Source organism: Wolbachia endosymbiont of Protocalliphora sialia (genome assembly GCF_053891855.1).
The window spans coordinates 13,342-36,882 of sequence record NZ_JAIUJX010000002.1; the positions used below are offsets into that span (position 1 = coordinate 13,342).

21 protein-coding genes and 1 pseudogene are annotated in these 23,541 nt (G+C 34.0%); 15 read left to right on the forward strand and 7 right to left on the reverse strand.

All coding sequences use genetic code 11. The features are described from left to right. Positions 1–81 precede the first annotated feature (81 nt). Positions 82–486: a Co2+/Mg2+ efflux protein ApaG gene (gene apaG, locus LB100_RS01025; protein WP_039950787.1), complete on the reverse strand. Its 405-nt coding sequence runs from the start codon at positions 484–486 to the stop codon at positions 82–84. 106 nt (positions 487–592) lie between these two features. Between apaG and LB100_RS01030 the strand changes: the two genes are divergently transcribed. Next, on the forward strand, positions 593–1,669 hold the full coding sequence (locus LB100_RS01030; protein WP_017532205.1) for a 5-(carboxyamino)imidazole ribonucleotide synthase: 1,077 nt from the start codon (positions 593–595) through the stop codon (positions 1,667–1,669). A gap of 1 nt (position 1,670) precedes the next feature. On the opposite strand, the gene LB100_RS01035 is transcribed toward LB100_RS01030, so the two are convergent. Beyond that, positions 1,671–2,693, reverse strand: coding sequence for an aspartate-semialdehyde dehydrogenase (locus LB100_RS01035; RefSeq protein WP_143689894.1), 1,023 nt, complete (start codon positions 2,691–2,693; stop codon positions 1,671–1,673). 138 nt (positions 2,694–2,831) lie between these two features. Between LB100_RS01035 and LB100_RS01040 the strand changes: the two genes are divergently transcribed. After that, complete coding sequence (locus LB100_RS01040; RefSeq protein ID WP_264336372.1) at positions 2,832–3,257, forward strand: hypothetical protein; 426 nt, start codon at positions 2,832–2,834, stop codon at positions 3,255–3,257. A 28-nt stretch (positions 3,258–3,285) separates the two neighbouring features. Here LB100_RS01040 and LB100_RS01045 read toward each other — a convergent pair whose 3' ends face one another. The 3 genes and pseudogenes from LB100_RS01045 to LB100_RS01055 form a co-directional block, all read right to left on the reverse strand. Further along, on the reverse strand, positions 3,286–4,572 hold the full coding sequence (locus LB100_RS01045) for an APC family permease (protein ID WP_456201061.1): 1,287 nt from the start codon (positions 4,570–4,572) through the stop codon (positions 3,286–3,288). Between the two features lie 70 nt (positions 4,573–4,642). After that, positions 4,643–5,917: an APC family permease gene (locus LB100_RS01050; RefSeq protein WP_264336370.1), complete on the reverse strand. Its 1,275-nt coding sequence runs from the start codon at positions 5,915–5,917 to the stop codon at positions 4,643–4,645. Between the two features lie 421 nt (positions 5,918–6,338). Then, positions 6,339–6,716, reverse strand: a pseudogene (locus LB100_RS01055) (IS110 family transposase); the annotation flags it as partial. A 56-nt stretch (positions 6,717–6,772) separates the two neighbouring features. On the opposite strand from LB100_RS01055, the gene LB100_RS01060 reads away from it, so the two are divergent. Together LB100_RS01060 and surE are read left to right on the forward strand one after the other, a co-directional pair. Beyond that, positions 6,773–7,924: a hypothetical protein gene (locus LB100_RS01060; RefSeq protein WP_456201062.1), complete on the forward strand. Its 1,152-nt coding sequence runs from the start codon at positions 6,773–6,775 to the stop codon at positions 7,922–7,924. Between the two features lie 311 nt (positions 7,925–8,235). Further along, the gene (gene surE, locus LB100_RS01065; RefSeq protein WP_264719703.1) at positions 8,236–9,006 is read left to right on the forward strand and encodes a 5'/3'-nucleotidase SurE; all 771 of its coding nucleotides are present in this window, start codon (positions 8,236–8,238) and stop codon (positions 9,004–9,006) included. Here the strand turns inward: surE and hisS are convergent. Both hisS and LB100_RS01075 read right to left on the reverse strand, forming a co-directional pair. Beyond that, positions 9,003–10,226, reverse strand: coding sequence for a histidine--tRNA ligase (hisS, locus tag LB100_RS01070; protein ID WP_264336367.1), 1,224 nt, complete (start codon positions 10,224–10,226; stop codon positions 9,003–9,005). The genes surE and hisS overlap by 4 nt on opposite strands. Beyond that, entirely contained in the window at positions 10,223–10,795 is a 573-nt protein-coding gene (locus LB100_RS01075) for a NifU family protein (RefSeq protein ID WP_006015115.1), read from the reverse strand. Before LB100_RS01075 ends, hisS begins: the two co-directional genes overlap by 4 nt. A gap of 169 nt (positions 10,796–10,964) precedes the next feature. On the opposite strand from LB100_RS01075, the gene LB100_RS01080 reads away from it, so the two are divergent. The 11 genes from LB100_RS01080 (at position 10,965) to LB100_RS01130 (ending at position 23,541) form a co-directional block, all read left to right on the forward strand. Further along, a complete protein-coding gene (locus tag LB100_RS01080; RefSeq protein ID WP_236607909.1) occupies positions 10,965–11,216 on the forward strand; it encodes a DnaJ domain-containing protein in 252 nt (83 codons plus the stop codon). Positions 11,217–11,311: 95 nt separating this feature from the next. Beyond that, positions 11,312–12,478 (forward strand): ankyrin repeat domain-containing protein, encoded by a 1,167-nt coding sequence (locus LB100_RS01085; protein WP_456201064.1) that lies wholly within the window; start codon positions 11,312–11,314, stop codon positions 12,476–12,478. A 258-nt stretch (positions 12,479–12,736) separates the two neighbouring features. Next, positions 12,737–13,918 carry an ankyrin repeat domain-containing protein gene (locus LB100_RS01090; RefSeq protein WP_264719706.1) on the forward strand — a complete coding sequence of 394 codons (1,182 nt, stop codon included), beginning with the start codon at positions 12,737–12,739 and terminating at the stop codon, positions 13,916–13,918. A gap of 254 nt (positions 13,919–14,172) precedes the next feature. After that, a complete protein-coding gene (locus tag LB100_RS01095; RefSeq protein WP_456201066.1) occupies positions 14,173–15,792 on the forward strand; it encodes an ankyrin repeat domain-containing protein in 1,620 nt (539 codons plus the stop codon). 130 nt (positions 15,793–15,922) lie between these two features. Further along, the gene (locus tag LB100_RS01100; protein ID WP_211907500.1) at positions 15,923–17,149 is read left to right on the forward strand and encodes a cytochrome b; all 1,227 of its coding nucleotides are present in this window, start codon (positions 15,923–15,925) and stop codon (positions 17,147–17,149) included. Beyond that, positions 17,149–17,910: a cytochrome c1 gene (locus LB100_RS01105; RefSeq protein WP_264336362.1), complete on the forward strand. Its 762-nt coding sequence runs from the start codon at positions 17,149–17,151 to the stop codon at positions 17,908–17,910. Before LB100_RS01100 ends, LB100_RS01105 begins: the two co-directional genes overlap by 1 nt. 86 nt (positions 17,911–17,996) lie before the next feature. Then, a complete protein-coding gene (gene uvrB / locus LB100_RS01110; protein ID WP_264330858.1) occupies positions 17,997–19,931 on the forward strand; it encodes an excinuclease ABC subunit UvrB in 1,935 nt (644 codons plus the stop codon). 1,109 nt (positions 19,932–21,040) lie between these two features. Continuing rightward, a complete protein-coding gene (locus LB100_RS01115; RefSeq protein ID WP_264336360.1) occupies positions 21,041–22,237 on the forward strand; it encodes an MFS transporter in 1,197 nt (398 codons plus the stop codon). 38 nt (positions 22,238–22,275) lie between these two features. After that, positions 22,276–22,575: an integration host factor subunit alpha gene (locus LB100_RS01120; protein WP_063630779.1), complete on the forward strand. Its 300-nt coding sequence runs from the start codon at positions 22,276–22,278 to the stop codon at positions 22,573–22,575. Next, positions 22,572–22,898 carry a MerR family transcriptional regulator gene (locus LB100_RS01125; protein ID WP_010402982.1) on the forward strand — a complete coding sequence of 109 codons (327 nt, stop codon included), beginning with the start codon at positions 22,572–22,574 and terminating at the stop codon, positions 22,896–22,898. Before LB100_RS01120 ends, LB100_RS01125 begins: the two co-directional genes overlap by 4 nt. A 52-nt stretch (positions 22,899–22,950) precedes the next feature. Continuing rightward, a complete protein-coding gene (locus tag LB100_RS01130) occupies positions 22,951–23,541 on the forward strand; it encodes a murein hydrolase activator EnvC family protein (protein ID WP_264336359.1) in 591 nt (196 codons plus the stop codon).

Sequence of the window (23,541 nt, forward strand, 5' to 3'; positions counted from 1 at the left end):
GGATGACATTATGGAAGCTCAAATGACAAAACAAGAAGAATTGGTTTCAGATGCACTTGAACAAATACACTATCTTGATAATCAATGAGGTCTAGTGTTAACGTATGGACTGTCTAAGGAAAAGGGTGGTATCATAACATCAAAGGTTTTTATGCTCTCTTCGTTCAGAAATTCATATTTACCCTGCATTATTCCTGATGGTGTATTTAAGTATGTTCCACTTGTATATTTGAATACCTCTCCAGATTTTATTACAGGTTGTTCTCCAATAACACCAACTCCGGCAATTTCATTTATTTTGCCCTTATGATCTATTATTTGCCAATAGCGACTTAATAATTGAATGGTTGATGAGCTTTTGTTTTTTATCTTAACATTATACATCCATACGTAACAATTTTCATAAGGAATGGATTGCTCTTCAATGTAAATTGGCAAAACTGTAACTTCAACAGAATTAGTAATAAGTGTGTATTTCATGGTCATCGTAAAGTGTTCATGATAAAAGTTTAACACACTTCAATTATACACTTTTTTCATAGATTTTCCAAGCATATTATCGTACTCTAACTAGGAAATATTAATCTACATGATGAACAAAACAGATCCACTGGATAAAAAAGTGATAGGAATAATAGGAAGTGGGCAATTAGGTAAAATGACTGCTATCGCTGCAATAAAACTTGGGCACAAAACGCATATTTTTGCCAGTACTAAAAACGATCCAGCTTGTTCTGTTGCTGATGATTTAACAATAGCAGACTTCTGTGATAAGAGGGCACTTGAATCTTTTGCACAGAGTGTGGATTTAGTCACTATTGAGTCTGAAAATATTCCATGTAGTGCAATTGATATTGTGTCACAGCATACAGATTTTTATCCAGGTAAAAAGGCGTTACACATTTCGCAAAATAGGCTGAGAGAGAAAGATTTTATTAGAGATTTAAGCATAAAAACTGCTGATTACAAAAGTATACAAAATTATAATCAGCTACTAGAAAGTAGTGAAACTTTTAGCTATCCAGTGAGGCTAAAAACAACAGAAATGGGTTATGATGGAAAAGGACAATATGTGATTGAAAATGATTCTGAACTGAAGCAATTTGCTTCCTTCGATTGGAATAAAGAGTACATTCTTGAAGCAAGTGTTGATTTACTGAAAGAGGTTTCAATAGTCGTTGCAAGAGATAAAAACGGTAAAGTAGCTTTTTTTCCTATAGCAGAGAATCACCACGTTGACGGAATACTTAATACTTCAATAGCACCAGCTAAAATAGATAATAAATTAGCCCAAGAGGTACAAAAAACTGCAGAGAAAATAGCAACTGCACTTGATGTAGTAGGAATTCTAGCTATTGAATTTTTCATCACTCAAAATCATGAATTACTAGTTAATGAACTGGCCCCAAGACCCCACAATTCTTGCCACTGGAGCTTGGATGCATGCAACGTTAGTCAATTCGAGCAGCTAGTTAGGATAATATGCGGTCTATCTATGCAGGAAGTAGTATTACGCTTTCCTTGCATGACAAAAAATATAATAGGTAATGATATATATAATTCTCACAAATATTTGAGCAACGAAAAAGCTAGTTTAACCATATATGGGAAAAAAGAGGTTAGGGACAAGCGTAAAATGGGACATGTCAATATAGATTTAAGTTATTGAGCTATAAATGCTCTTTGATCAAGATCTCCAAGATCTGCACTATATTTAGTGCTGCACCTTTGCGTAGATTATCAGCTACTATCCACATATTTAATCCGTGTTTAACGGTATCGTCTTGTCTAATACGCGATATGTATACGGCATCCTCTTGCACAACATCAACCTGAGTCATATATCCACCATCTTCGCGCTTATCTTGCACTAAAACTCCATCGTCTTCACTGAGCATTTCACGAGCTTCTTCTTCAGTTATATGCTGATCAAATTCTACATTTACTGCTATAGCATGACCAACAAGAACAGGTACTCGGACACAAGTTGCAGTTACTTTTATATCCTCTTCTAAAATTTTTTTTGCCTCCTCTTGCATTTTCCACTCCTCTTTTGTAGAACCATCTTCCATGAACTCTCCTATATGAGGAATGCAATTAAATGCTATTTGCTTAGGAAATATTTCAGGTTTTTTAGCTTCATTCATAAAGATTTTTTTTGTCTGATTGTAAAGCTCATCCATTGCTGCTTTACCTACACCAGAAGTTGATTGATAAGTTGAAGCAACGATTCTCTTTATTTTTGCTTTTTGGTGTAATAAATGTAATGCCAGCAACATTTGTATTGTAGTACAATTTGGATTAGATATTATGTTATGGTTTTTATACTCCGTAATTTTATCTTTGTTGATCTCTGGAATAACTAGTGGCACGCCTTCTTTCATCCTAAAATGAGAGGTATTATCTACGACAATACATCCAGCTTCAGTTGCAATCGGTACGTATCTCTCGGAAACATGAGACCCAGCACAGAAAATTGCTATATTAATTCCAACAAAATCGTAGTTCTCAAGGTCTAAGACAGTTAATTCTTCATCGCCGAAACTTACCTTTTTTCCCTCTGATTTTTTTGATGCAAAAGCAACAACAGAATCTATTGAAATTTTTCCTTCGTCTTGAAACTCGGCAAGCGCGCTTAATACCTCACGCCCTACTCTTCCTGTTGCTCCAATAACTGCAATCTTACATCCCATATAAATAAACCTTTGATTTTAAAGCTATATTATATTTTTACTGATAAAATTTACAATTACTTTAATATTTTTACCTTGCAATTAACCATAATTTAGTTATAATTATAAGATACTAGTAATATTGCATGGTAGAATGAAATGAGTAAAAAACATGATGACACTAAGGTCAAATCTGCAGTATCTGCATTTCAAAAGCCTGAAAAAGTCAATAGATTAGAGATTCAAGATGTTCTTTCGAAAAAAAGCAAGCCAGCGATAAATTTTGATGATAAAAAGTATGGTGTAAAAATTCCTAAGACAGATCAGTATCTATCAAATAAAAAGCAAGAACCTTTCAGACTAAAGGATTTTTTAAGTTCAATACCAATAATAGGAAGATTTTTAGTGAAAATTTTCACGCCTGAAAAAGAAGAGTATAAAAAACTTCAATCGCAAATAGGTCTTTCTAATAAAGCAAAAAATGAGATCTACATAGATAATAAACGAACAGAAGAAGTAGGTAGCAAACTTGAGAATGGTAATATTGAACAAGTAGATAAAGAGAAAAAAAACCTTGGCCCATAAATATTAACCATTTAAAGTGCATCTCTCACTACTGAATTTGTTGCACAGAAGTCTTGCAGTACCACAATAAATAAATGGGTATGCCACTTGCAGTAAACAGGCTCGGAATCAGCAGAGTACTTACAGGGGTTTCTAATATCACCCAACAACAAAAGGTTGTTGCTATGCTACCAATTAAAAACTTATAACAACTCCTCTCCTTTATAATAACCTTTAGAAAGGCAAAACAGCATGTAAGATAAACGAACAAAAATGAAATTACAGAAAAGTCAATAATCGACGTAATCTGCTGGGCAAAATTGTTGTTTGAAGTGAGAATTAGTAAAACTGCAGTTCCAATTGAACTAACTGTTATTCCCCAAAAAGGAGAGCCATGCTTGTTCCTTTTAGCAAAGAATTTTGGCATTAGTCTATCTTCTGCAAGACCAAAAGCAACTTGTCCACTAGATAAAACCCAAGCGTTTAGACTGCCAACACAAAAAATGAATGCAACTATAGAAACAATTAAATGCCAATTACCAGAAAACATAATTTTTATCGCATCAACATATGGTGCTCTTGAACTTGCTAAATTGTTGCCATTGATCAATCCCATAATTGCAAAATTGTTGATAAAATATATAACAGCAACACAAACTGTGCCAAGCACCACAGCTTTTGGTATAGTTTTAGCTGGATTATCAACTGAACCTGCAGGTGCTGTTGCCAATTCAAGTCCAATAAAACACCATAAAGTAAGGAGTGTAGAGCGGGCAAGAATTTGCGATGTTGTAAGACTTAATATTTCTTCACTTATGATAAAATTATTTCTATCGAAAAAAAACAACGCTGCTACAGGTATTGCAAGCAATACAGCAACCTTCACAACCGTGAGCAGAAACTCAACGTGCCCTGCAGTAGCTATTCCCCTTAAATTTATTAATGTAATGATTGTAAATAACAACAGCTCTAAAAATAAACGCATACTTTTGATATCTTCATGGAAAAATGGTGTAAGATAGCCAACACCCACAACTATTAAAGCTGTTGTACTAACCCATGAGATTACCCAATATGTCCAACCAACAAAGAACGCTGCAGCAGGACCAAAAGTATGTTTCACATAAACGTGAGGACCTCCTGTTTCTGGAAACTTTGCACATAGCGTAGCAAAAACTAGCGCAAGAGACACAGCACCAGCTCCTGATATCATCCAACTTATAAGGCTATAAGCGCCATATGGAGCAAGGCTAATTGGAAGCATAAAAACCCCAGAGCCGATCTGACTACTAATGACTAAAGCAAAAACAGCCCAAAAACCTATTTTATTTGACACAATACCTCTTAATTCTATTAATGTAAGCCAGTAGTATAGCTTAAGAATTTTAGCAAATAAAAAATTTAAGTTAAGTTTTTAGTTTATGATACCAAAGTAGATAAATAAGTGTTCCGCTCAAAGGGAATAGACTTGATATTAACAATGTTTTTATAGAAGTCTCGTATATTATCCAACAGCAAAAAGATATAGCCAAACCTCCAATTAAAAATTTGCAGTAGCTTTTCTCTTCTATATTAACTTTGAGAAAAGCAAGACTACATGCTAAGTAGATAAATAAAAATGACACTACAGAGATATCAATTATTGAAGTCACTTGCTCAGCAAAACTTTTGTTTGATGTTAGAATAAGTAAAACTAGCACCCCCAAAGTACTGAGTATTATTCCCCAAAAAGGAGCATCGTGCTTATTTTTTTTGGCAAAAAATTGCGGCATTAACTTATCTTCTGCAAGGCCTAAGGTGACCTGTCCATCAGCTAAAAACCAAGCATTTAAATTACTTACAGAAACGATAAAGGCAACAACAGAAACAATTAAATGCCAATTACCTGGAAGCATAATTTTTATCGCATCAACATATGGTGCTTTTGAACTAGCTAGTTCATTACCACTTATCAATCCCATAATTGAAAGACTATTGATGAAATATATCACAGCAACACAGACTGTTCCAAGCACTATAGCCCTTGGTATTGTTTTAGAGGGATTATTGACAGATCCTGCAGGTGCCGTTGCTGATTCAAGTCCAATAAAACACCATAGAGTAAGGAGTGTAGAGCGCGCAAGGACTTGAGACATCGTAAAGTTTGATACTTCCTCACTTACAACAAAATTATTTCTATCAAAGAAAAATAATCCTGCTATGGGTATTGCAAGAAGTGCGATAATTTTAACAATGGTCAGAAGAAGCTCAACATGCCCAGCAGTAGTTACTCCCCTTAAGTTTATTAGCATAATAGCTAAAATTAATGTTATTTCTAAAAGCAAACGTATATCTTGTATATCATTATGAAAAAGCGGGGCTAAATAACCGATACTTGCAATTGTCACAGCTGTTGAGCTTACCCACGAGCTTACCCAATATGTCCAGCCAACAAAAAAAGCTGCTGTAGAGCCAAAGGCATGTTTCACATAAATATGAGGACCACCCGTTTCTGGAAATTTTGCGCAGAGTGAAGCAAAAACTAAAGCAAGAGATATAGCACCAAATCCTGATATAACCCAGCTTATGAGGCTATAAGCGCCGTATGGTGCAAGGCTAATTGGGAGCATAAAAATTCCAGAGCCGATTTGGCTACTGATCACCAAGGCGAAAATAGCCAAAAAGCCTATTTTATTTGACACGACAATGTTTAATTTTTATCTGAATATATTAACAATATAGCTGAAGCTCGAAAATTTCAATTGATCTTTTTTGTATAAAAATTTGCATTTTTTTAATTTAAGCATATAATGAGAAGTATATTAATAGGTTATTAAGAAGTGGTTTATGAATCCGAGGTTAAAAACATTTTTGGTTGTTTGTGGGTATGTTCTATTAGTTGGTGCTGCTATTGGAGCAATTTTTTTATTTGACTACTTACTTGAGATCTTTATTGATGCGCTTTATGCATTCCTTCTTGCCAAAACTTCAAGTGAGATGTTAGCTGTTTTTGGAACACTTGCAGTTTTACTTGCCACTTGTGTTTTGTGCTACGGACTGCATAAGCTCTGTTCTATTTTTACAGAAAAGATTACAAGTAGCTATCAATCTTCTAACAAACTCCTAAGAACCTTTTTCATCTATCGGCTCCTCTTTCATTAGTATATAACCAAATTCCTTTGCTTTTTTAAGCAAATTTTTGACTACTCTCTCTTTGTAAAGTGTTTCATAATAGTTCATTCCTTTCTCTACATATTCTTGTCCATATTTCAACATTTGATAAAAGATACATGCTAATTTCCTTGCTGTCGCAGTTATTGCTTTTGGTGCTCCTAGCCTTTTTTTCAGCCTTCTACTATATGCACCTATTGCACTTTTGCTTCTCAACACACAATGGGCAGCCATTCGAAATGCATTCGCAGCGCGGTTAATAACTTTACGAGTTCCTGTTCCAACAATTTTTCCTCCTGTAATTTTATTAGCAGGTCTTAATCCAAGCCAGATGGCTTTACCGTTTCCCCCAAAACCATGCTTTCAAACGGGCATTTATAGCACCATTGATTGTTTCGGTTATAGCTGCAGAAGCGCTTCTTCGTAAAACTATATCCAAAAAACATAAAGTAAAGAGAAAGAGTTTCTTTTTGGTTTTACAGATTTCGTCTGTTCAGGCTTTCAAAAATGAAAATAGTGATGATAACATTTTTTCTGAAGTATATAATGACCCGACAATAGGGTTGAAAGATAAGATTTTATTTTTTTCTATATACTCAATATATTGTATCCAATTACCATTTTTGTATTGTTCATCGAAGATATCAGAGCTTAGCAGAACATTATCAAATAGTAGAGCGTTGGGTCTTAGAATATGTTTAGTGCTTATTAATACTATATTATTGATCCCAGTAGGACTTCTTGAGTTAATAAAGTATCCATTAATAAAGCTCTTCTTGCCTCTGGGTTTAAGTGTAAAGCAAATGAGCTTTTTGTTTAATGTAAGTGATGTAGGCACCGGCAGTCAGAGTGTTCATACGAGTAGTTTTGAATACAGCATTCTCCAATGCGCTCAAGACTTAAAGCAGAAATTCGGAAATCAACCAAATATGCTCAATAAAGAGTTTGCAGACTACATAAATAATTCAGATGAGCTTACACCTCCACAAAAAGAGCAATTAAACCTTTATCTTAACTTTAATGGCTCCAATAGAGCAACTTATAGAGAATCAAGAACTGGATTAACGCTAACGCAAGCTGCAAACTTAGTTTTAGCTGCAGCTAAGAATCAGAAGTTAGATGTAGACTTACTAAAATGCATGTTACTCATGCGTTTACAAGAAGGAAGTGGTGCATGTCATCTTGGAATGTTTAATCGTATTATTTATTCACTTAGTTGTCTTGAAGCAAAAAACAACTTTACAGTCGAGGTAAATGCTCAAGTATACGAAAGAATGCCGAGCATTACGGAAGAGTTTCTTAAGCATTGTAAAAGTAAAAAGATGAAGATTTTAAAGGATAATTTTGATAATTTCTACTCTGAGAATGATATGGATCTTGAAGTAAAAGATAGTATGGGTAAGTTGATGGAAGAGGCAAAGCAATTTGTCTTTAATAAATTGTATATTGATTACTATAATAGATATGGTCAAGAAGTTGGAAGGGGCCCTATAAAGCAGAAATTGAAAGAACTAATTACAGATGAGGATATCAAGTAAGCAGTAAGTGCTGTAATAGATAATATAGAAATCCCTGAAAAACCATCTACTTATCTTGAAAAGATGAAAGCATTTTTTGCAGGGCATACAAGATTCTCTGCTGCTTAGAGCTCTGAGACTTGCCTAAGCTTTGATTGTGAGTTAGGCGTGAAGCTAAAATTGGTATTTACAATTAACTCACAGCAAACTAAACAATGGCAACCTAGAAACACTTCTAATTTTTCCTTATTGATTTGTAGCAGGTTCTTTGTTATGGTTATGAAAAGAAACTTCAAACCTCATTAGTATACTTTGATAGGTTAGTATTACATATGATAATATTGATAACAAACGATGATGGTTTTGAAAGTGAAGGAATAAAATTACTTAAAAAGATTGCACATAATTTTGCATCAGAAATATGGATAGTGGCACCAGATACTGACAGGAGTGGATCTGCAAGATCTCTTGACTATCCAGTAAAGCAATTTATTAAAATAAGTCAACATAGTGAAAGGGAGTTTAGTGTGTCTGGTACTCCCGCAGATTGTGTCATTATTGCACTAAATAAGATTATGAATAAAAAACCAGACTTAATATTATCTGGAGTAAATATTGGATCAAATGTCGGAGATGACATTTGTTATTCAGGCACAATCGGTGCTGCAATGGAGGGTGCTGCAAGGTCTATACCCTCTATTGCACTAAGTCAAGTTTATCATGATAAAATAGACTGGAACAATACAAAAGTTTTTGCACCAAAGGTTATCAGCAAGCTAATGAAAGTTGGTTGGCCTAAAAATATAGTGATGAGTGTAAATTTTCCTGCTACAGAAAAAGTGAAAGGAGTAGAATTTGCTGAGCAAGGTGAATACAACATTGATGGGGATTTAACTTTTACTGAAAATTCGAATGGTTCTTTGAGCTTAAATTGGTCTCGAGAGCACTCAGGCAGTGGTAGTATAAATAAAATAAAAGGAGGTTTTATTACTATTACACCGATAAAATTAGATTTTACAGATTATGATATATTAAATGCTATGAAAAATTCTTGTGCAGAGGAATTTTCTTCTATAGCTAACACTCCTATTGCTTCTGATTAGATATTTTCTACGATTTTATCGCGAGTAATCATTTTTTCTTCACCCGTGTCCATGTTTTTAATTTTTAAAGTTTTACTGCTTAGCTCTTCATCACCAAAGATTAATACAACTTTTGCATTTGCTTGATTTGCTTTTTTCATTCGGGTTTTTAGAGTTCCACTATATTCGTAAATCACATATAAACCATTTCTGCGTAATTCACTTGCAAGTGTTAGAGCATGTTCTTCAGCTTCTCCACCGATTGGAATTATATAAATAGGCCTCTCTTTTTTTTCAGCATAGTTGATTAATTCCATTATACGCTCAATCCCCCCTGCAAATCCTATTGCTGGAGTGTGTTTTCCACCTACTGAAGATACTAGATTATCGTATCTTCCACCGGCAAAAACTGCTCCTTGTGCACCTAAATCTTCTGTGACAAATTCAAATACTGTGTGACAATAATAGTCTAGACCTCGAACTAATTTGCTATTTACAGTGTAAGGTATGCCAAGAGCTTGCAGTCCATTTAACACCTGGTCAAAGAAATATGAAGATTCTTTTGTATAATAATCACTGATTTTTGGTGCGTCAGAGATTATTTCTTTATCTATCTTATCCTTAGAGTCTAATATTCTGAGTGGGTTTTTAATCAATCTATTTTGACTATCTTCTGATAGGTCATTTTGAAACTTTTTTAAATACGATATCAAAGCCTCTCTATACTTACTTGTTGTTTCACTCTCACCCAAAGAGTTGATTTCCAGTCTTACATTCTCATTGATGCCAAATTCAGTGAGTAAATGCTGAGCAAGTGATATCAATTCAATATCAGCTTTCGGATCTTCTATGCCAAAAATCTCAAAATTTATCTGATGAAATTGCCTTTGTCGTCCCTTTTGTGGTCTTTCATAGCGGAATGCAGGTCCTGTTGAGAATAATTTTATCGGTGTTTGCAGTTTTTTTTCAATGAGTAACCTAACAATAGCTGCAGTGAATTCAGGACGCAGAGTTATGCTCTTTCCTCCTTTATCAATAAAAGTATACATCTCTTTATTTATGATATCTGAACTATCACCTAAAGTCTTTGTAAAGACTTCTGTGTATTCAAATATCGGAGTTTGAACAGGTAAAAAGCCGTATAAACTTGAGATTCTATTTGCTGTTTGCTCTATGTATTTAAATTTATACCATTCATCAAACAGAAGATCTTTCGTTCCTTTAACTGTTTGATTAGTCATAGCATAGTCTCTATACCTGAAACTTCTGGTATGTGATAGCTTAGCATATTCTGCACTCCTTGTTTTAAGGTAATTGCAGCACTTGGGCACCCAGAGCAAGCTCCTTGCAGTTCAACGTAAACTATTCCGTCTTTATAGCCACGGAACTTGATATCACCACCATCTTGAGCAACTGCAGGTTTAATATAACTTTCCATCAATTCTTTTATTCTATTTACAATTTCTATATCATTTTCATTAAAGAATTCTTCCTCTAGCATTTTATTATCACTTACTCCTTCTTTATCAAATGCTTTTCCACCAGAAGTAAAGTGATCCATAATTGTAGTTAAAATTTCCACCTTTACTATATCCCAATTCATTCTATCTGATTTTGTTACTGAAATAAAATCATGACCAAAAAATACTCTTACAACATGTTCTATTTGAAAAAGATTTACTGCTAGTTTAGAGTTCTTTATTTCATCTGCATTTGAAAAATCAGCTGTTTCTCCTTCGCTCAGAATTTCAAAACCAGGAAGAAATTTCAGCGTGTTTGGGTTTGGTGTTTCTTCAATCTGGATAAACATGTTATTTACCATGACAATTATAATTGTTACTATTTAATCATAAAATGATAAAAAAATATACATGTCATTCATCTTCTTCCTTTTTTTGATATTCACAATAATCACGTTTGTTTTACCTAGCGTTGTTGTATTTTTTCTCTTTTTGGCAAAGAGAAATAACATAAGTTTTATGATGAACTCTATATTAAGTAAGTTTTTGAACGAATTTAACAGTAGTAAAAGTTACACCAAAAATTACACTGGTGATAATATGTCCAAAGATGAAGCATTAAAAATACTGGGGCTGAATTCCGAGGCAAGCCAAAATGAAATCAATAAGGCATACCAAAATTTAATGAAACTGGTCCATCCAGACAAGGGAGGATCGGAATATTTTGCACAAAAGTTAAACGCAGCACGTGATAGATTGCTGAAGACCTAATTTTTAACTATTGAAATTTTTCTCTGTAAATTTTGCTTGCACATATTAAGTTGCATGATATAAAGCCGGGAGCATTCTCTTTTAGGAGGTATTTGATGGAAAAACAAAAAATAATTGAGATTTTAGGAAGAAAATTAGTTTCTGCTATAAGCAGAGGTGATTTTCAGAAAGTTAAAGAATGTATTAAAGAGATAGAGTATAAACAAATAAAAAATGAAGTTTTGAATTATGAAAGATACTATATGAAACCTATACATCATGCTACTCTCTTGGGTAATTTAAAGATATTAGAGTTTTTATGTAACAGCGGTGCTGATGTTAATACTACTATTAGTAATCGATATTTGAGTACTCCCTTGCACATTGCTGCTAGACATGACAAACTAGAAATAGCAAAGTTTTTACTTGATCGTGATGCTAACATCAATGCTACAAATTATAAAGGTTTTACACCTTTGTACTTAGCATCTAACGATTGTCATTTAGATATGGTAAAACTCCTACTCTGTAGAGGTGCTGATGCTAGTATTCAAAGTCGTTACGGCAAAACAGCATTAGATGTTGTTGGAAATGCTAGAAAAGATGAATGTAGTAGTAGTGAAATTCAAAAAATAGAATCTGTATTGAGCAGTGCTACTGAAGCTGACTGTGAAGCAAAATTAACTTCTATAAAAGCAGGTATTAAAGACGCTAACGACAGCACAGATTTTGTAAGTAGTGCAGCGAGTCTTCAATTATCCCCTACCAAAGCAATTAAGATAGAATTGGAAGTTAGTAATACCAAAAACTTGGCAAGTAGCACAGTGAACTCTTCCTCCACTCTTATCAGAGAAAATTTTGAAGAAGTTAGCAGCACTGCAAGCAATGCTGTAAAACCTTCCTCTTTTATTAATAGTATATTTAGTGGGATAACTACTACCATCAGTAGCTTGTTCAGCAGTGCTCCTGCCTTACCTCCTGCACAGCAATCTGTTGATCACTTGGCTGTTAGCCCTATTGGTTCTTCACAAATTGACTGTAATGGAACAGTTCTCCTAACTGCTATAGCAATAAGTAAATTCACAGGGGAAAGATATTCAATGCCACTGGATGATTCACTTTTAACGATAAGACAGGTTAAAGAAAGAAAACTTAATTCTCTAGAAAGAGATGTCAAGATGGCACTTAGCAAGTGTGACAAACTTTATCAGTATCCTGAAAGCTCACTGAGCAACTTCACAATATCTAAAGGCGTGCACCAAAAATCCCTTTCAATCAGTTAAAATAAGCACTCAAGCTTGAGTGCTTATTTTCGTATAATCCTCTTTAAGTTAAAGCTCTTATATGTTGGGAATAAGCTGCTACGAAATTTAAGTAAATTAAGGAGGCTTATAGTATTTTGTACAAAAACTAAATGTAGCACGTGATGAAATAACAATCTCTTACGTTGTAAATTTTTTTTAATTTTACATATAAATTTTACTAGCATATGCCCAAATTATGTGGTATAAAGGTAAAAATTTTATCCTTTAGGAGGGGTTATGGTTACAAAAACAGAAGTTGAAAAATGGAGAGATGGGCTACGTTCTGCAGTAAAGGAACGTGATTTTCAAAAAGCTGAGGAGTATATTAGAGAAGGAAAGACACATACTACTAACGTTATTAACTCTAAAGATAGAAATGGTAACTCACCCTTATCGATTGCTGTTAGTAAACAAGATTTAGAAATGATGGGTTTTTTAATTGAGAATGGCGCAGATGTTAATATTGAGGACTTTTTTCGTGTGCCTCCTATATACTATGCTGTTACAAAGGGCACCACAGAAATGATAGAGCTTCTAATCGATAAAAAGGCTAGCATTAGTGGTTATTTTTCATATGCTGGTGAAAAACGCACTCTTGTAGGCTGGGCTATAGATGAAAATAGTCCGGAAAAAGTTGAGGTCCTGCTTAAGCATGGTGCTAGTCCAAATAGCAAATTTGACTTTTACGATGATTCACAAGATTCGTGTCTACATGCTGCTATCCGAAGAGATTACAAAAAAATAGTTGAACTTCTCGTTAAATATAAAGCTGATGTCAATGTTCAAAACGAACGGGGGGAAACACCTATATATTTGGCTATTAGTTCAAAACGTCCAAAAATAATTAAGCTGTTATATGATAATGGTGCCGACATTGATAATGTTAAGAATATAAGGAACGAGACACCATCAGATTATGTTAAGTTATTTTATTCCGGCAAAACGATAAAAGAAATTGCTGCAGAAGCAGAGAGTGCCAATGTAAACTCAGAAGATATTACTCCTGCACCAAGTAGTGCAGTAAGACCTTCTTCTTTTATTAATAGTGTATTTAGTTGGATGGGAACTTCAACAACTGCTGCACTCAGTAGCCTATTTCAGAGTGCCCCTGCTTTACCTCCTGCAAAGCAATCTGTTGCACATTTGACTGGAAGCCCAATTGATTTTTCGCAAGTTGATTTTAATGGAACAGCTCTGCTAGCTGACGTGGTAATCAGAAAGTTTATCGGGAGAAAATATTCAAGACCATTGGATGATTCACTTTTGACATTGGAGCAAATTAGAGAAAGAAAGGTTAGTGCTATAGAAAGGGATATCAAGATGGTAATTAGTGAGTTTGAAAAACTTGATCAATGTCCTCGAAGTTTATTAAGCAATTCAACAATATCTAAAGGCGTAAGTCATCAAAAGCACCTCTAAATCAGTTAAAACAAGCACTCAAGTCTGAGTGCTTGTTTTTCTATCCCTTATCTCCTCTTCTAAAGCAGATTGCTTATTATCAAGTAATAAAAATTTTGAATTAGGGGCTTAAAATATTTTGCAAAAAAGTTGCGTGATAGGTTGTTGAAAGACCTAATTCTTCACTATTGAAATTTTTTCTCTATAAATTTCACTTGTGCATACTCAATTACATGATATAAAGCCGGGAATGTTATTTTTTTAAAGGTGTTTTTATGCCAATAAGTGTTGAGAAATTAAGAAAAAAATTACTTGCTGCTATAAGCATAGGTAATTTTCAGAAAGTTGAAAAATGTGTTGAAGAGGCAGAGAGTGAGCATGTAAAGAATGAGATTTTGAATAGTAGAGAGCACGTCACAAATCCTCTGCGTCTTGCTACTCAAAAACGTAACTTAAGGATATTACGCTTTTTAATTGCCAAAGGTGGCGATATTAATGTTACTATTAGTACTGTATATTTGAGTACTCCCTTACATATTGCTGCTGCTGCCAACGAAGCAGAAGTAGTACAATTTCTACTTGATAATGGTGCTAATATCAATGCTACAAATTATAAAGGTTTTACACCTTTGTACTTAGCATCTTTCTATTGTCACCTAGATATGGTAAAACTTTTGCTTTTTAATAATGCCGATACTAGTATTAAAGATGTAAATGGCAAAACAGTATCGGATGTTGTTGGAGGTTATAGAAGAAATATGTGTGATAGCGATGCAAGACGAAAAATAGCATCTATGCTAGAACATACTGCTAAAGTTAGCTCTATAGGAACTATACAGACAGTGTTAGAAATGGGTAATAATTATAGTACCACAGATGTAACAAGCAAAAAAGCTGAACTATTCATAGATGAATTATTTGCTGCTATAAACATAGGTAATTTTCAGAAAGTTGAAAAGTGCATTAAAGAGGCGGAGAGTATAGGTATAAAAAGCGAAATCTTGAGTAGTGAAAGGCATGGTATAAAACCTATACATTTTACTACTGACAAGTGCGATTTAAAAATATTGCAGCTTTTGCTTAATGAAGGTGCTGATATTAATGCTACTAATACTGAATATTTTAATACTTCTCTGCACATTGCTGCTATTAATGGTAAACTGGAAATAGCACAATTTCTAATTGATAGTGGTGCTAATATCAATGCTACAAATTATAAAGGTTTTACACCCTTATACTTAGCGTCGTTTCATTGTCAATCAGATATGGTAAAACTCTTGTTTTGCAACAATGCTGATATTAGTATTAAAGATGTAAATGGCAGAACAGCATCGGACGTTGTTGGAGGTTACAGAAGAGATATGTGTAATAACAGTAGTGCAATGCAAAGAATAGTATCTATATTAAGTGGTGCCGTTTCAATTGATTGCAAAGCGATATTAACTTCTACTAGAGTAAGTCTTAAAGAAGAATTGGAAGCTAGCAGCGTGGCAAGTAACGCAGCAAGCAGTGCAGTAAAACCTTCCTCTTTTATTAATAGTATATTTAGTTGGACAACTGCTTCTACATTGGGTCGAAATACTCCTGCTTTACCTTCTGCACAGCAATCTGTTGCTCATTCGGCTGGAAGTCCCATCTACTCTTCACAAGTTGATTTTAATGGAACAGCCATGTTAGGTTATTTAATGTTCAAGAAGTTTACAGGGGAAGAATGTTTAGAACCATTGAATAATCCGCTTTTTATAAAAGAAGGAATTACAGAAAGAGAGCTTAACGCTATGGCAAAAAATGTTGAGATGGCACTCAGTAAGTATGAAAAACTTTATCAATGTCCTGAAAGTTCATTAAGCAACTTAACAATATCCAAGGGTGTACGTCATCAAAAGCACCTCTAAATCAGTTAAAACAAGCACTCAAGTCTGAGTGCTTGTTTTCGTGAAATCTATTATTTAAATTAAACTTTTTATTGTGCGTTGTAGGTAAGTTGTTACAATAAAATGAGTTGAGATGAAAAAACTTTAAGTTATGGAAGATGACAGCAAGAAAGAAATAACAGAAGAAAAAGGTATATTAGGTTGGATAGAGTATAGACTGCCTATATTTTCTTTTCTAAAACATACTGCTTCTTATCAAGTACCAAAAAATTTAAATTATGCTTGGAATTTTGGTTCTTTGGCTGGTATAGCATTAATTTTGCAGATAATAACAGGTATATTTCTTGCCATGCACTACACTCCGCATGTTGATCATGCATTTAATAGTGTGGAGCGTATAATGCGTGACGTAAGTTATGGATGGCTGATACGTTATACTCATGCTGTTGGGGCGTCACTCTTCTTTATGGTGGTCTATGTTCATATCATGCGTGGATTATATTATGGATCCTATAAAAGACCGCGAGAAATGGTGTGGTTTATTGGCATATTTATATTTTTTGCAATGATGGCAACTGCCTTTATGGGATATGTTCTTCCATGGGGACAAATGAGCTTTTGGGGTGCAACAGTTATAACTAACTTATTTTCAGCCATACCTTTAATTGGCAATAAAATAGTTATATGGTTGTGGGGTGGTTTTTCCGTTGATAACCCAACGCTCAATCGTTTTTTTGCACTTCATTATCTTCTTCCTTTCATTATTATTGCTTTAGCTATGTTGCATGTTGTTGCTCTGCATAGATTTGGCTCTAATAACCCAAGTGGAATAGAAGTAAGGTCAGGTAAGGACACTATTCCTTTTTATCCTTATTATATAGCAAAGGACTGCATAACTTTTGGTTTATTTTTTATAATTTTGTTTGGATTTGTTTTTTATGCCCCTAATTATCTTGGTCATCCTGATAATTATATAGAAGCTGATCCTATGGTAACTCCAGTACACATAGTACCAGAGTGGTATTTCCTACCTTTTTATGCGATGTTGCGCTCAATTCCAAATAAGCTTATTGGTGTACTTACCATGTTTGGATCTATTTTAGTTTGGTTTCTTTTGCCTTGGCTTGATAAATCAAAAGTTAAAAGTGGTGCTTATCGCCCATTATTTAAGAAATTTTTTTGGGTTTTTGCAATAAATTTTGCATTTCTTGCTTGGCTTGGGGGGCAGGAAGTTAAAGAGCCTTACATTACTTTAAGTAGACTCTCAACTCTTTATTATTTTTCATATTTTGTGATAGTTTTACCTTTACTTAGTAAGTATGAGAAACCAAAAAAATTACCAAAAACAATAAGCGATTCCGTTCCGGAGATGAAGTGATGCTGTTGGTTAAAGTTGCTCTATTTTGTGTATTATTTCTCACTAATTCTCTTTCTGCAGAGGAGTTTAAACCTTTACCAAATAAGAAAATCGACTGGAGTTTTGATGGAATTACTGGATCTTTCGATAGAGAGTCAATTCAGCGTGGCTATAAAGTATACAAGGAAGTCTGTGCTGCTTGCCATTCAATGAATAGAATAGCGTTTCGTAATTTGCAAGATGTTGGTTTTTCTGAAGAGGATGTAAAACAAATTGCAGCCTCTTACCAAGTTAAAGATGGTCCGAATGATTTGGGTGAAATGTTTGATAGGCCGGGAGTGTCTTCGGATTATTTTATTGCACCTTTTGATACAAAAGAAGCAGCTGCAGCAAGCAACAATGGAGCAATTCCACCGGACTTATCATTAATTGTCAAAGCAAGACATGATGGTGCAAATTATATCTATTCACTACTAATTGGTTATCAAAACGGTGAACATGATGAGAACGGTTTATATTTTAATCCATATTTTTCAACAGGCAGGTTAGCTATGGCACCACCACTCTCTGAAGGAATGGTAGAATATGATGGTACAAGGCAAGCCACAGTTGAAAATATGGCATATGATGTGGTAAATTTCTTACAATGGGCAGCAGAGCCAGAACTGGAGCGCCGACATAAACTTGGGCTAAAAATAGTGACATATTTTATAATTTTGACGGTGTTTTTTGTTCTTACTAACAATAGAGTTTGGAGCCAACTCTATAAAAAAGGAAAATAGAACTTCATTTACGCTCGTTTTTATACCTTACTCATAATATCATGTGTATTATGTAATGATAAATATATTATGAAAGTATAGGGATTATGGCATTTCAAATAGTTACAAATTTTCAGCCAGCTGGGGATCAACCACAAGCAATAGATAGTTTAGTTGAAGGACTAAATAACAAAAAAAGAGATCAGGTTTTACTTGGAGTAACTGGCTCTGGAAAAACTTTTACTATGGCAAATGTTATTGCAAGAACAAACAGGCCTGCGTTAATTATGGCGCATAATAAAACTTTAGCGGCACAGCTTTACGAGGAGATGAGAGGATTTTTCCCCCACAATGCTGTTGGATACTTCATTTCTTATTATGATTATTATCAGCCTGAGGCTTATTCGCCACAAACAGACACTTATATTGAAAAAGACTCTTTAATAAATGAAAGAATTGATATGCTACGCTATTCTGCTATATGCTCTCTTTTGGAGCGTAGGGACACGATTGTAGTTGCGAGTGTTTCTTGTATATATGGTCTTGGTTCGCCTGAGAGCTATCTCAGCATGACCTTGACTTTAAGTGCTGGAGATAAGATTCATGTTAATGACTTTCTGAATAATTTAGCTAATCTCCAATATAAACGTTCTGATGTCAGATTTGAGCGAGGATATTTCAGAGTGCGCGGCGATATTATTGATATATTTCCTGCTTATTATGAAAATAAAGCTTGGCGTTTATCATTGTTTGGTGATGAAATAGAAGAAATTTCTGAGATTGATGCCATGAACGGCAATATTATCAGACGCATAGATAAAGTCACCATTTTTCCAAATAGCTATTACACTACATCACGTGAGACTCTTTTGCAAGCAGTTCAACTGATTAAAAAAGAACTACATGAACGCCTGGATTATTACTATTCACAGAACAAAATTGTTGAAGCAAAACGCCTTGAGCAGCGTACTAATTTTGATATTGAAATGATGATGGCAACGGGAGTGTGTAAAGGTATTGAAAATTATTCGCGTTATCTTTATGGAATGAAAGCCGGAGATCCACCGCCTACATTGTTTGAGTATTTACCTAAAGATGTAATTTTATTTGTTGATGAAAGCCATGTAACCGTTCCCCAGATAGGTGCAATGTATAGCGGTAATGAAGCACGTAAAAAGAAATTGATAGATTATGGTTTTAGGCTACCTTCTGCTTTTGATAACCGTCCATTAAAATTGGAAGAGTGGGAGGCAATACGGCCCCAGACTATTTACGTTTCGGCTACTCCAGGAAAATATGAGTTAGAAAAGACTAACCACGCATTCATAGAGCAAGTTATCCGCCCAACAGGACTGACAGATCCCATCTGCACCATAAAACCAACAGAGAGTCAGGTTGATGATGTGATTCACGAGGCGCAAGTAACAATAAAAAAAGGATTTTGTATTCTAATTACCACATTGACAAAAAAAATGGCTGAAAAGCTAGCTGAGCATATGAGTGAGCTCAGTATGAAAGTAACTTACCTACATTCAGATATTGGTGCACTGGAAAGAATTGAAATTATATGCAAATTAAGATCTAAAGAAATAGATGTTCTTGTTGGCGTTAACTTGTTGCGGGAAGGTCTTGATATTCCCGAGTGTGGGCTGGTTGCAATTTTAGATGCTGACAAAGAAGGGTTTTTACGATCAGAGACTTCGCTCATTCAAACGATAGGTCGTGCTGCACGCAATGTTGAAGGCAGAGTAATTTTATATGCAGACAAAATTACTAATTCTATGGATCGTGCACTGAAAGAAACTGAAAGGAGAAGAAAGAAACAGACAGAGCATAATACACTGAATAATATTGTACCAAAAACTATAATAAAGCCTATATCAAATACTTTACAGGAAAAAGTGGTAGTTGAGAATTTTAGTAAGAATGATCTAAATAGTTTGAAAAAGCAAATGTTGAAGCATGCTGAAAATTTAGAGTTTGAAGAGGCGGCAAAAATAAAAGGTATTATTGAAAAATTTAATAACAGACCCGTTACATAACTAGAAAAAAGATAAATAATTAATAGTTAAGCTGACTTTGATTTACCAAAGATTTGAAAAACTATTATCTAAGAACATATCTTGAAAGGACTTAAGTGGTTAAATATTAAAGAGTTCTTGAAGTAAGGAGAGCACACTCATACGTCAAGCAAACAACGTTTACCTAAAATTCTGTGACATTAGCAGCTTTCTTGGCCCGTTTTCAGTAAACAGTGATTTTGTAATTCTTCTATATATTAGAAAAATTTTTATTTTAATTAGCCAGAGGCGCCTATTGTTTTTTAGCTAAAGTAAAGATCAAGTATCTGGAATTCTGGACATAAAATCCCCCTATGTAAAAAAGATTAGAAAAAAGTGCAGCGCACATACAACAGATACGCACTAAAGAAGATACGCTACGCTTTTTGATTAAAAATTTGACTGAACAGTCTGCAGACAAAGATAGATTTTGAGCTCTTAAAATATCTCTAACTGTGATTATAATCAGATTTAAAATATATGGAAGCAATTTTTTACGTTAGCTATTTAATATTTTAAATTAGGCCTCTTGCATAACTATATTAAAGGTTAGCACCAGCAACTACTCCTCATTACATATTTTATCGCATTAATAATTGTTATGTTTTTGCTCTCCCTATTCTATTGCTCCTTGTGCAACATTTGGCCTTGTCACTTATATCACTTGTTACCCTCCTATTTCTTGCTTTATTCTTTTTTTTCCCTTTCAAGACAGGTTCTGAGTGGCAAAACATAGGTCCACTTTAATGTGTATTAAACAAGATTTTGTAACTCTAATTGTCTTTGCTTGTGCTGTTCAACTGTGACATCAACCATTACATTCAATGGAAGATGATCTGAAGGGTATCTCTCTTGTTGGAATTATATCATCTTTACCCAGGCCTTTCACCGTACGCTGTATACTCCTTTATAACAGGGGATAAAAAGCAAAAATCTATTCTTTTTTTGAGATCATATACAGATTCTAACAATTAAAATCTCACAACAAATTTGTTGTTTCATAGCTTTTATATAATCTATAATTGCAACTGTTTTAACATTAATCAGAACCTAAAAGAGGCTTGTTATTAATGGATTACTTATAAAATCTTATGGAAAGTAGAGCTTGGTTCATTTGGCTGATCAGCAACTTAATTGTTATATTCAGCAATATGCAAATAATCTACACCTTTATAAGTGTGGATCTTGAAAAAGAACTTGGGATCACGATTGCGCAAGTTGCACTGGCTAATTCAGCATATACTTGGACTTTTGCTATCTCACAATTTTTTAGTGGGGCAATGTTTAATGTTTTTTCCAGCAAAAAAATTTATTTTCTCTCATTATCGATTATGATCTTTGGGTTTTTTATCCTTATTAGTAGTGACAGTTTTGTCCATCTAATTTTATCTCAATTCTTGATTGCAATTGGAGCATCATTTGGTTTTGTTGGAGCTGCTCATATAAGTAGCACATATTTTCCCATTACCCAATTTGGACTGATGTTCTCACTAGTGCAGACAATTTCAAGTCTTTCCGCTTTGATGATTCAAATGTTGTTCTCTAGCTTCCTTGCTGAAGGTATGGATTGGAAGAATTTGATTGTATACGTAATATTATTTGGCGTATCGATATTTGTACTTATGTTTTTTTATCCGAAAGGACTTTCAAAAAAAAGTTTGGAAAAATGCACAATAAAAAGCTCTATAAAAACAGTAATATGTTCTATACTAACGGTGCTAAAATTAAGAGATATCTGGATAACTTCAGTAGTAGGTGCTATTACTTTTGGAACATTTTTAGCGCTTAATATGCTGTGGGCACCAAGGTTACTAAGCAACTTAGAACTAAATACAATGGAGTTAGGTGTGGCAACTGCAATATTGTGGCTTGGTCTTGCAGTTGGTGCTCCAATTGCAGATTTAATCTCAAATCTATTTAAAAATAGAAGGCACGTAATCTCTGCTTTTGCCATATTGCAAGGTATTTCAGTTATTATTTTACTATACGGCAATTTAACAGTTCATATTATATACTTTTGTATGTTAATGTTTGGTTTTTTTGCAGGCGGACATATGCTTAATTTTACTGTTGGCAGTGAGATTGTTGAGCAGAAGTATATTAGCACATCATCATCCATTATCAATGGATTTATGTTTGTTATGAGTGGAATTTTAGTGTCAATTTTAGCACTTTTTTCAGATCATCAAATGGCGCTTTTCACAATATTTGCAATGTTAACATTTGCTAGTATTTTTAATTATGCTACAAAAGAAACATACTATAAAAATAAAGTAGCTGAATCTTGAGTCGACTGTTATATTATATTAACATACTATAATAAATTATGACAACAAAAGACACAACAGTAACTAAGGCAACAATAGCTGAATGTATAAACCAGAAAATTGGATTATCGAAAGAAGACTCTATTGCAATAATAGATGATATATTGGATGAGATAAAAACGAGCTTAGCAAAGGATGGGATAGTAAAAATATCTTCATTTGGAACATTTTTGGTTAAAAACAAGAAAGAAAGACCAGGAAATATACCAAAGACATTGGAAAGGGTAGTAATTCAAGCGAGAAAATCAATTTCTTTTAGACCTTCAAAAATGATGAAGAAATTAATAAATAACCGATGAATAAGGAAAAATTATTTTACACAATTGGAGAAGTAGCTGAAGAACTACATTTGGAGCAGCATGTTTTAAGATTCTGGGAAAGTCAATTCCATCAAATTAAACCCATAAAACGGAAGGGAAGAAGACTATATGATCATAAGTGTATAGAGGCAATAAAGAAAATAAAATATATGCTATATGACAAAGGATATACAATAAAAGGAGTACAAAAGGAATTTGGTAACGATGTAAGAATTGATCATTATTCAAGAAATTTGTTGCAAGAACTTACCGATTTAAGAGACTATTTGACTGATAAAATAAATGAAGAAAGTAATAAATAGACGAAAAATACTATAAAGTTTTGTGAAAGTTGATCTATCTAGAGATAAGTTTATGTGTCGTATAGCCTTGTTCTTTATATTATCAGCAATACTGATAAGCTGTGGCCTGCAAAAACCTGCACCTGTACTACTTAAAGGCGAAGAATTTTATGGAAAAAGAGACCTAGAGTACACAAGGGAGTATCATTTGATTAAAGAAAATGTTGATTCTTCGCTGCAAAAAGAAAGTAGAAAAGCCTTCGTAGATAAGGTATATAACAATAATGCACAAAGCATGTGTAAATTTGTAATACCGGTTAAAGGTGCAGTTATCTCTTCTGATAAAATATGTCAAGATGGCATAAAAATTACTGCTCAAAGTGGAACAAAGGTTATTGCTTCTGCACCTGGCAAAGTAATATACGTAGGCAAAGGCCTGAGGTGGTACGGAAATTTAATTATAGTGGAACATAAAGATAATTACATGACTATGTACTCCTACTTAAAAAACATACAAGTTGAAATTGGTGATAAAGTAAAACAAGGTCAAGTAATTGGATCTGCAGGTAAATCAAGCACACAAGATAAAGATCCGCAGATGTGTTTCACAATAAGGCATAATGGTCAAGCAGTCGATCCTTTAGTACATATAAACTGTGATTGA

Excerpts from the sequence above, each read along its gene's own strand:
- apaG (WP_039950787.1), bottom strand. The coding sequence starts at position 486 with ATGACCATGAAATACACACTTATTACTAATTCTGTTGAAGTTACAGTT.
- LB100_RS01030 (WP_017532205.1), top strand. The coding sequence starts at position 593 with ATGAACAAAACAGATCCACTGGATAAAAAAGTGATAGGAATAATAGGA.
- LB100_RS01035 (WP_143689894.1), bottom strand. The coding sequence starts at position 2,693 with ATGGGATGTAAGATTGCAGTTATTGGAGCAACAGGAAGAGTAGGGCGT.
- LB100_RS01040 (WP_264336372.1), top strand. The coding sequence starts at position 2,832 with ATGAGTAAAAAACATGATGACACTAAGGTCAAATCTGCAGTATCTGCA.
- surE (WP_264719703.1), top strand. The coding sequence starts at position 8,236 with ATGATAATATTGATAACAAACGATGATGGTTTTGAAAGTGAAGGAATA.
- hisS (WP_264336367.1), bottom strand. The coding sequence starts at position 10,226 with ATGACTAATCAAACAGTTAAAGGAACGAAAGATCTTCTGTTTGATGAA.
- LB100_RS01075 (WP_006015115.1), bottom strand. The coding sequence starts at position 10,795 with ATGTTTATCCAGATTGAAGAAACACCAAACCCAAACACGCTGAAATTT.
- LB100_RS01080 (WP_236607909.1), top strand. The coding sequence starts at position 10,965 with ATGATGAACTCTATATTAAGTAAGTTTTTGAACGAATTTAACAGTAGT.
- LB100_RS01085 (WP_456201064.1), top strand. The coding sequence starts at position 11,312 with ATGGAAAAACAAAAAATAATTGAGATTTTAGGAAGAAAATTAGTTTCT.
- LB100_RS01090 (WP_264719706.1), top strand. The coding sequence starts at position 12,737 with ATGGTTACAAAAACAGAAGTTGAAAAATGGAGAGATGGGCTACGTTCT.
- LB100_RS01095 (WP_456201066.1), top strand. The coding sequence starts at position 14,173 with ATGCCAATAAGTGTTGAGAAATTAAGAAAAAAATTACTTGCTGCTATA.
- LB100_RS01100 (WP_211907500.1), top strand. The coding sequence starts at position 15,923 with ATGGAAGATGACAGCAAGAAAGAAATAACAGAAGAAAAAGGTATATTA.
- LB100_RS01105 (WP_264336362.1), top strand. The coding sequence starts at position 17,149 with ATGCTGTTGGTTAAAGTTGCTCTATTTTGTGTATTATTTCTCACTAAT.
- uvrB (WP_264330858.1), top strand. The coding sequence starts at position 17,997 with ATGGCATTTCAAATAGTTACAAATTTTCAGCCAGCTGGGGATCAACCA.
- LB100_RS01115 (WP_264336360.1), top strand. The coding sequence starts at position 21,041 with ATGGAAAGTAGAGCTTGGTTCATTTGGCTGATCAGCAACTTAATTGTT.
- LB100_RS01120 (WP_063630779.1), top strand. The coding sequence starts at position 22,276 with ATGACAACAAAAGACACAACAGTAACTAAGGCAACAATAGCTGAATGT.
- LB100_RS01125 (WP_010402982.1), top strand. The coding sequence starts at position 22,572 with ATGAATAAGGAAAAATTATTTTACACAATTGGAGAAGTAGCTGAAGAA.
- LB100_RS01130 (WP_264336359.1), top strand. The coding sequence starts at position 22,951 with ATGTGTCGTATAGCCTTGTTCTTTATATTATCAGCAATACTGATAAGC.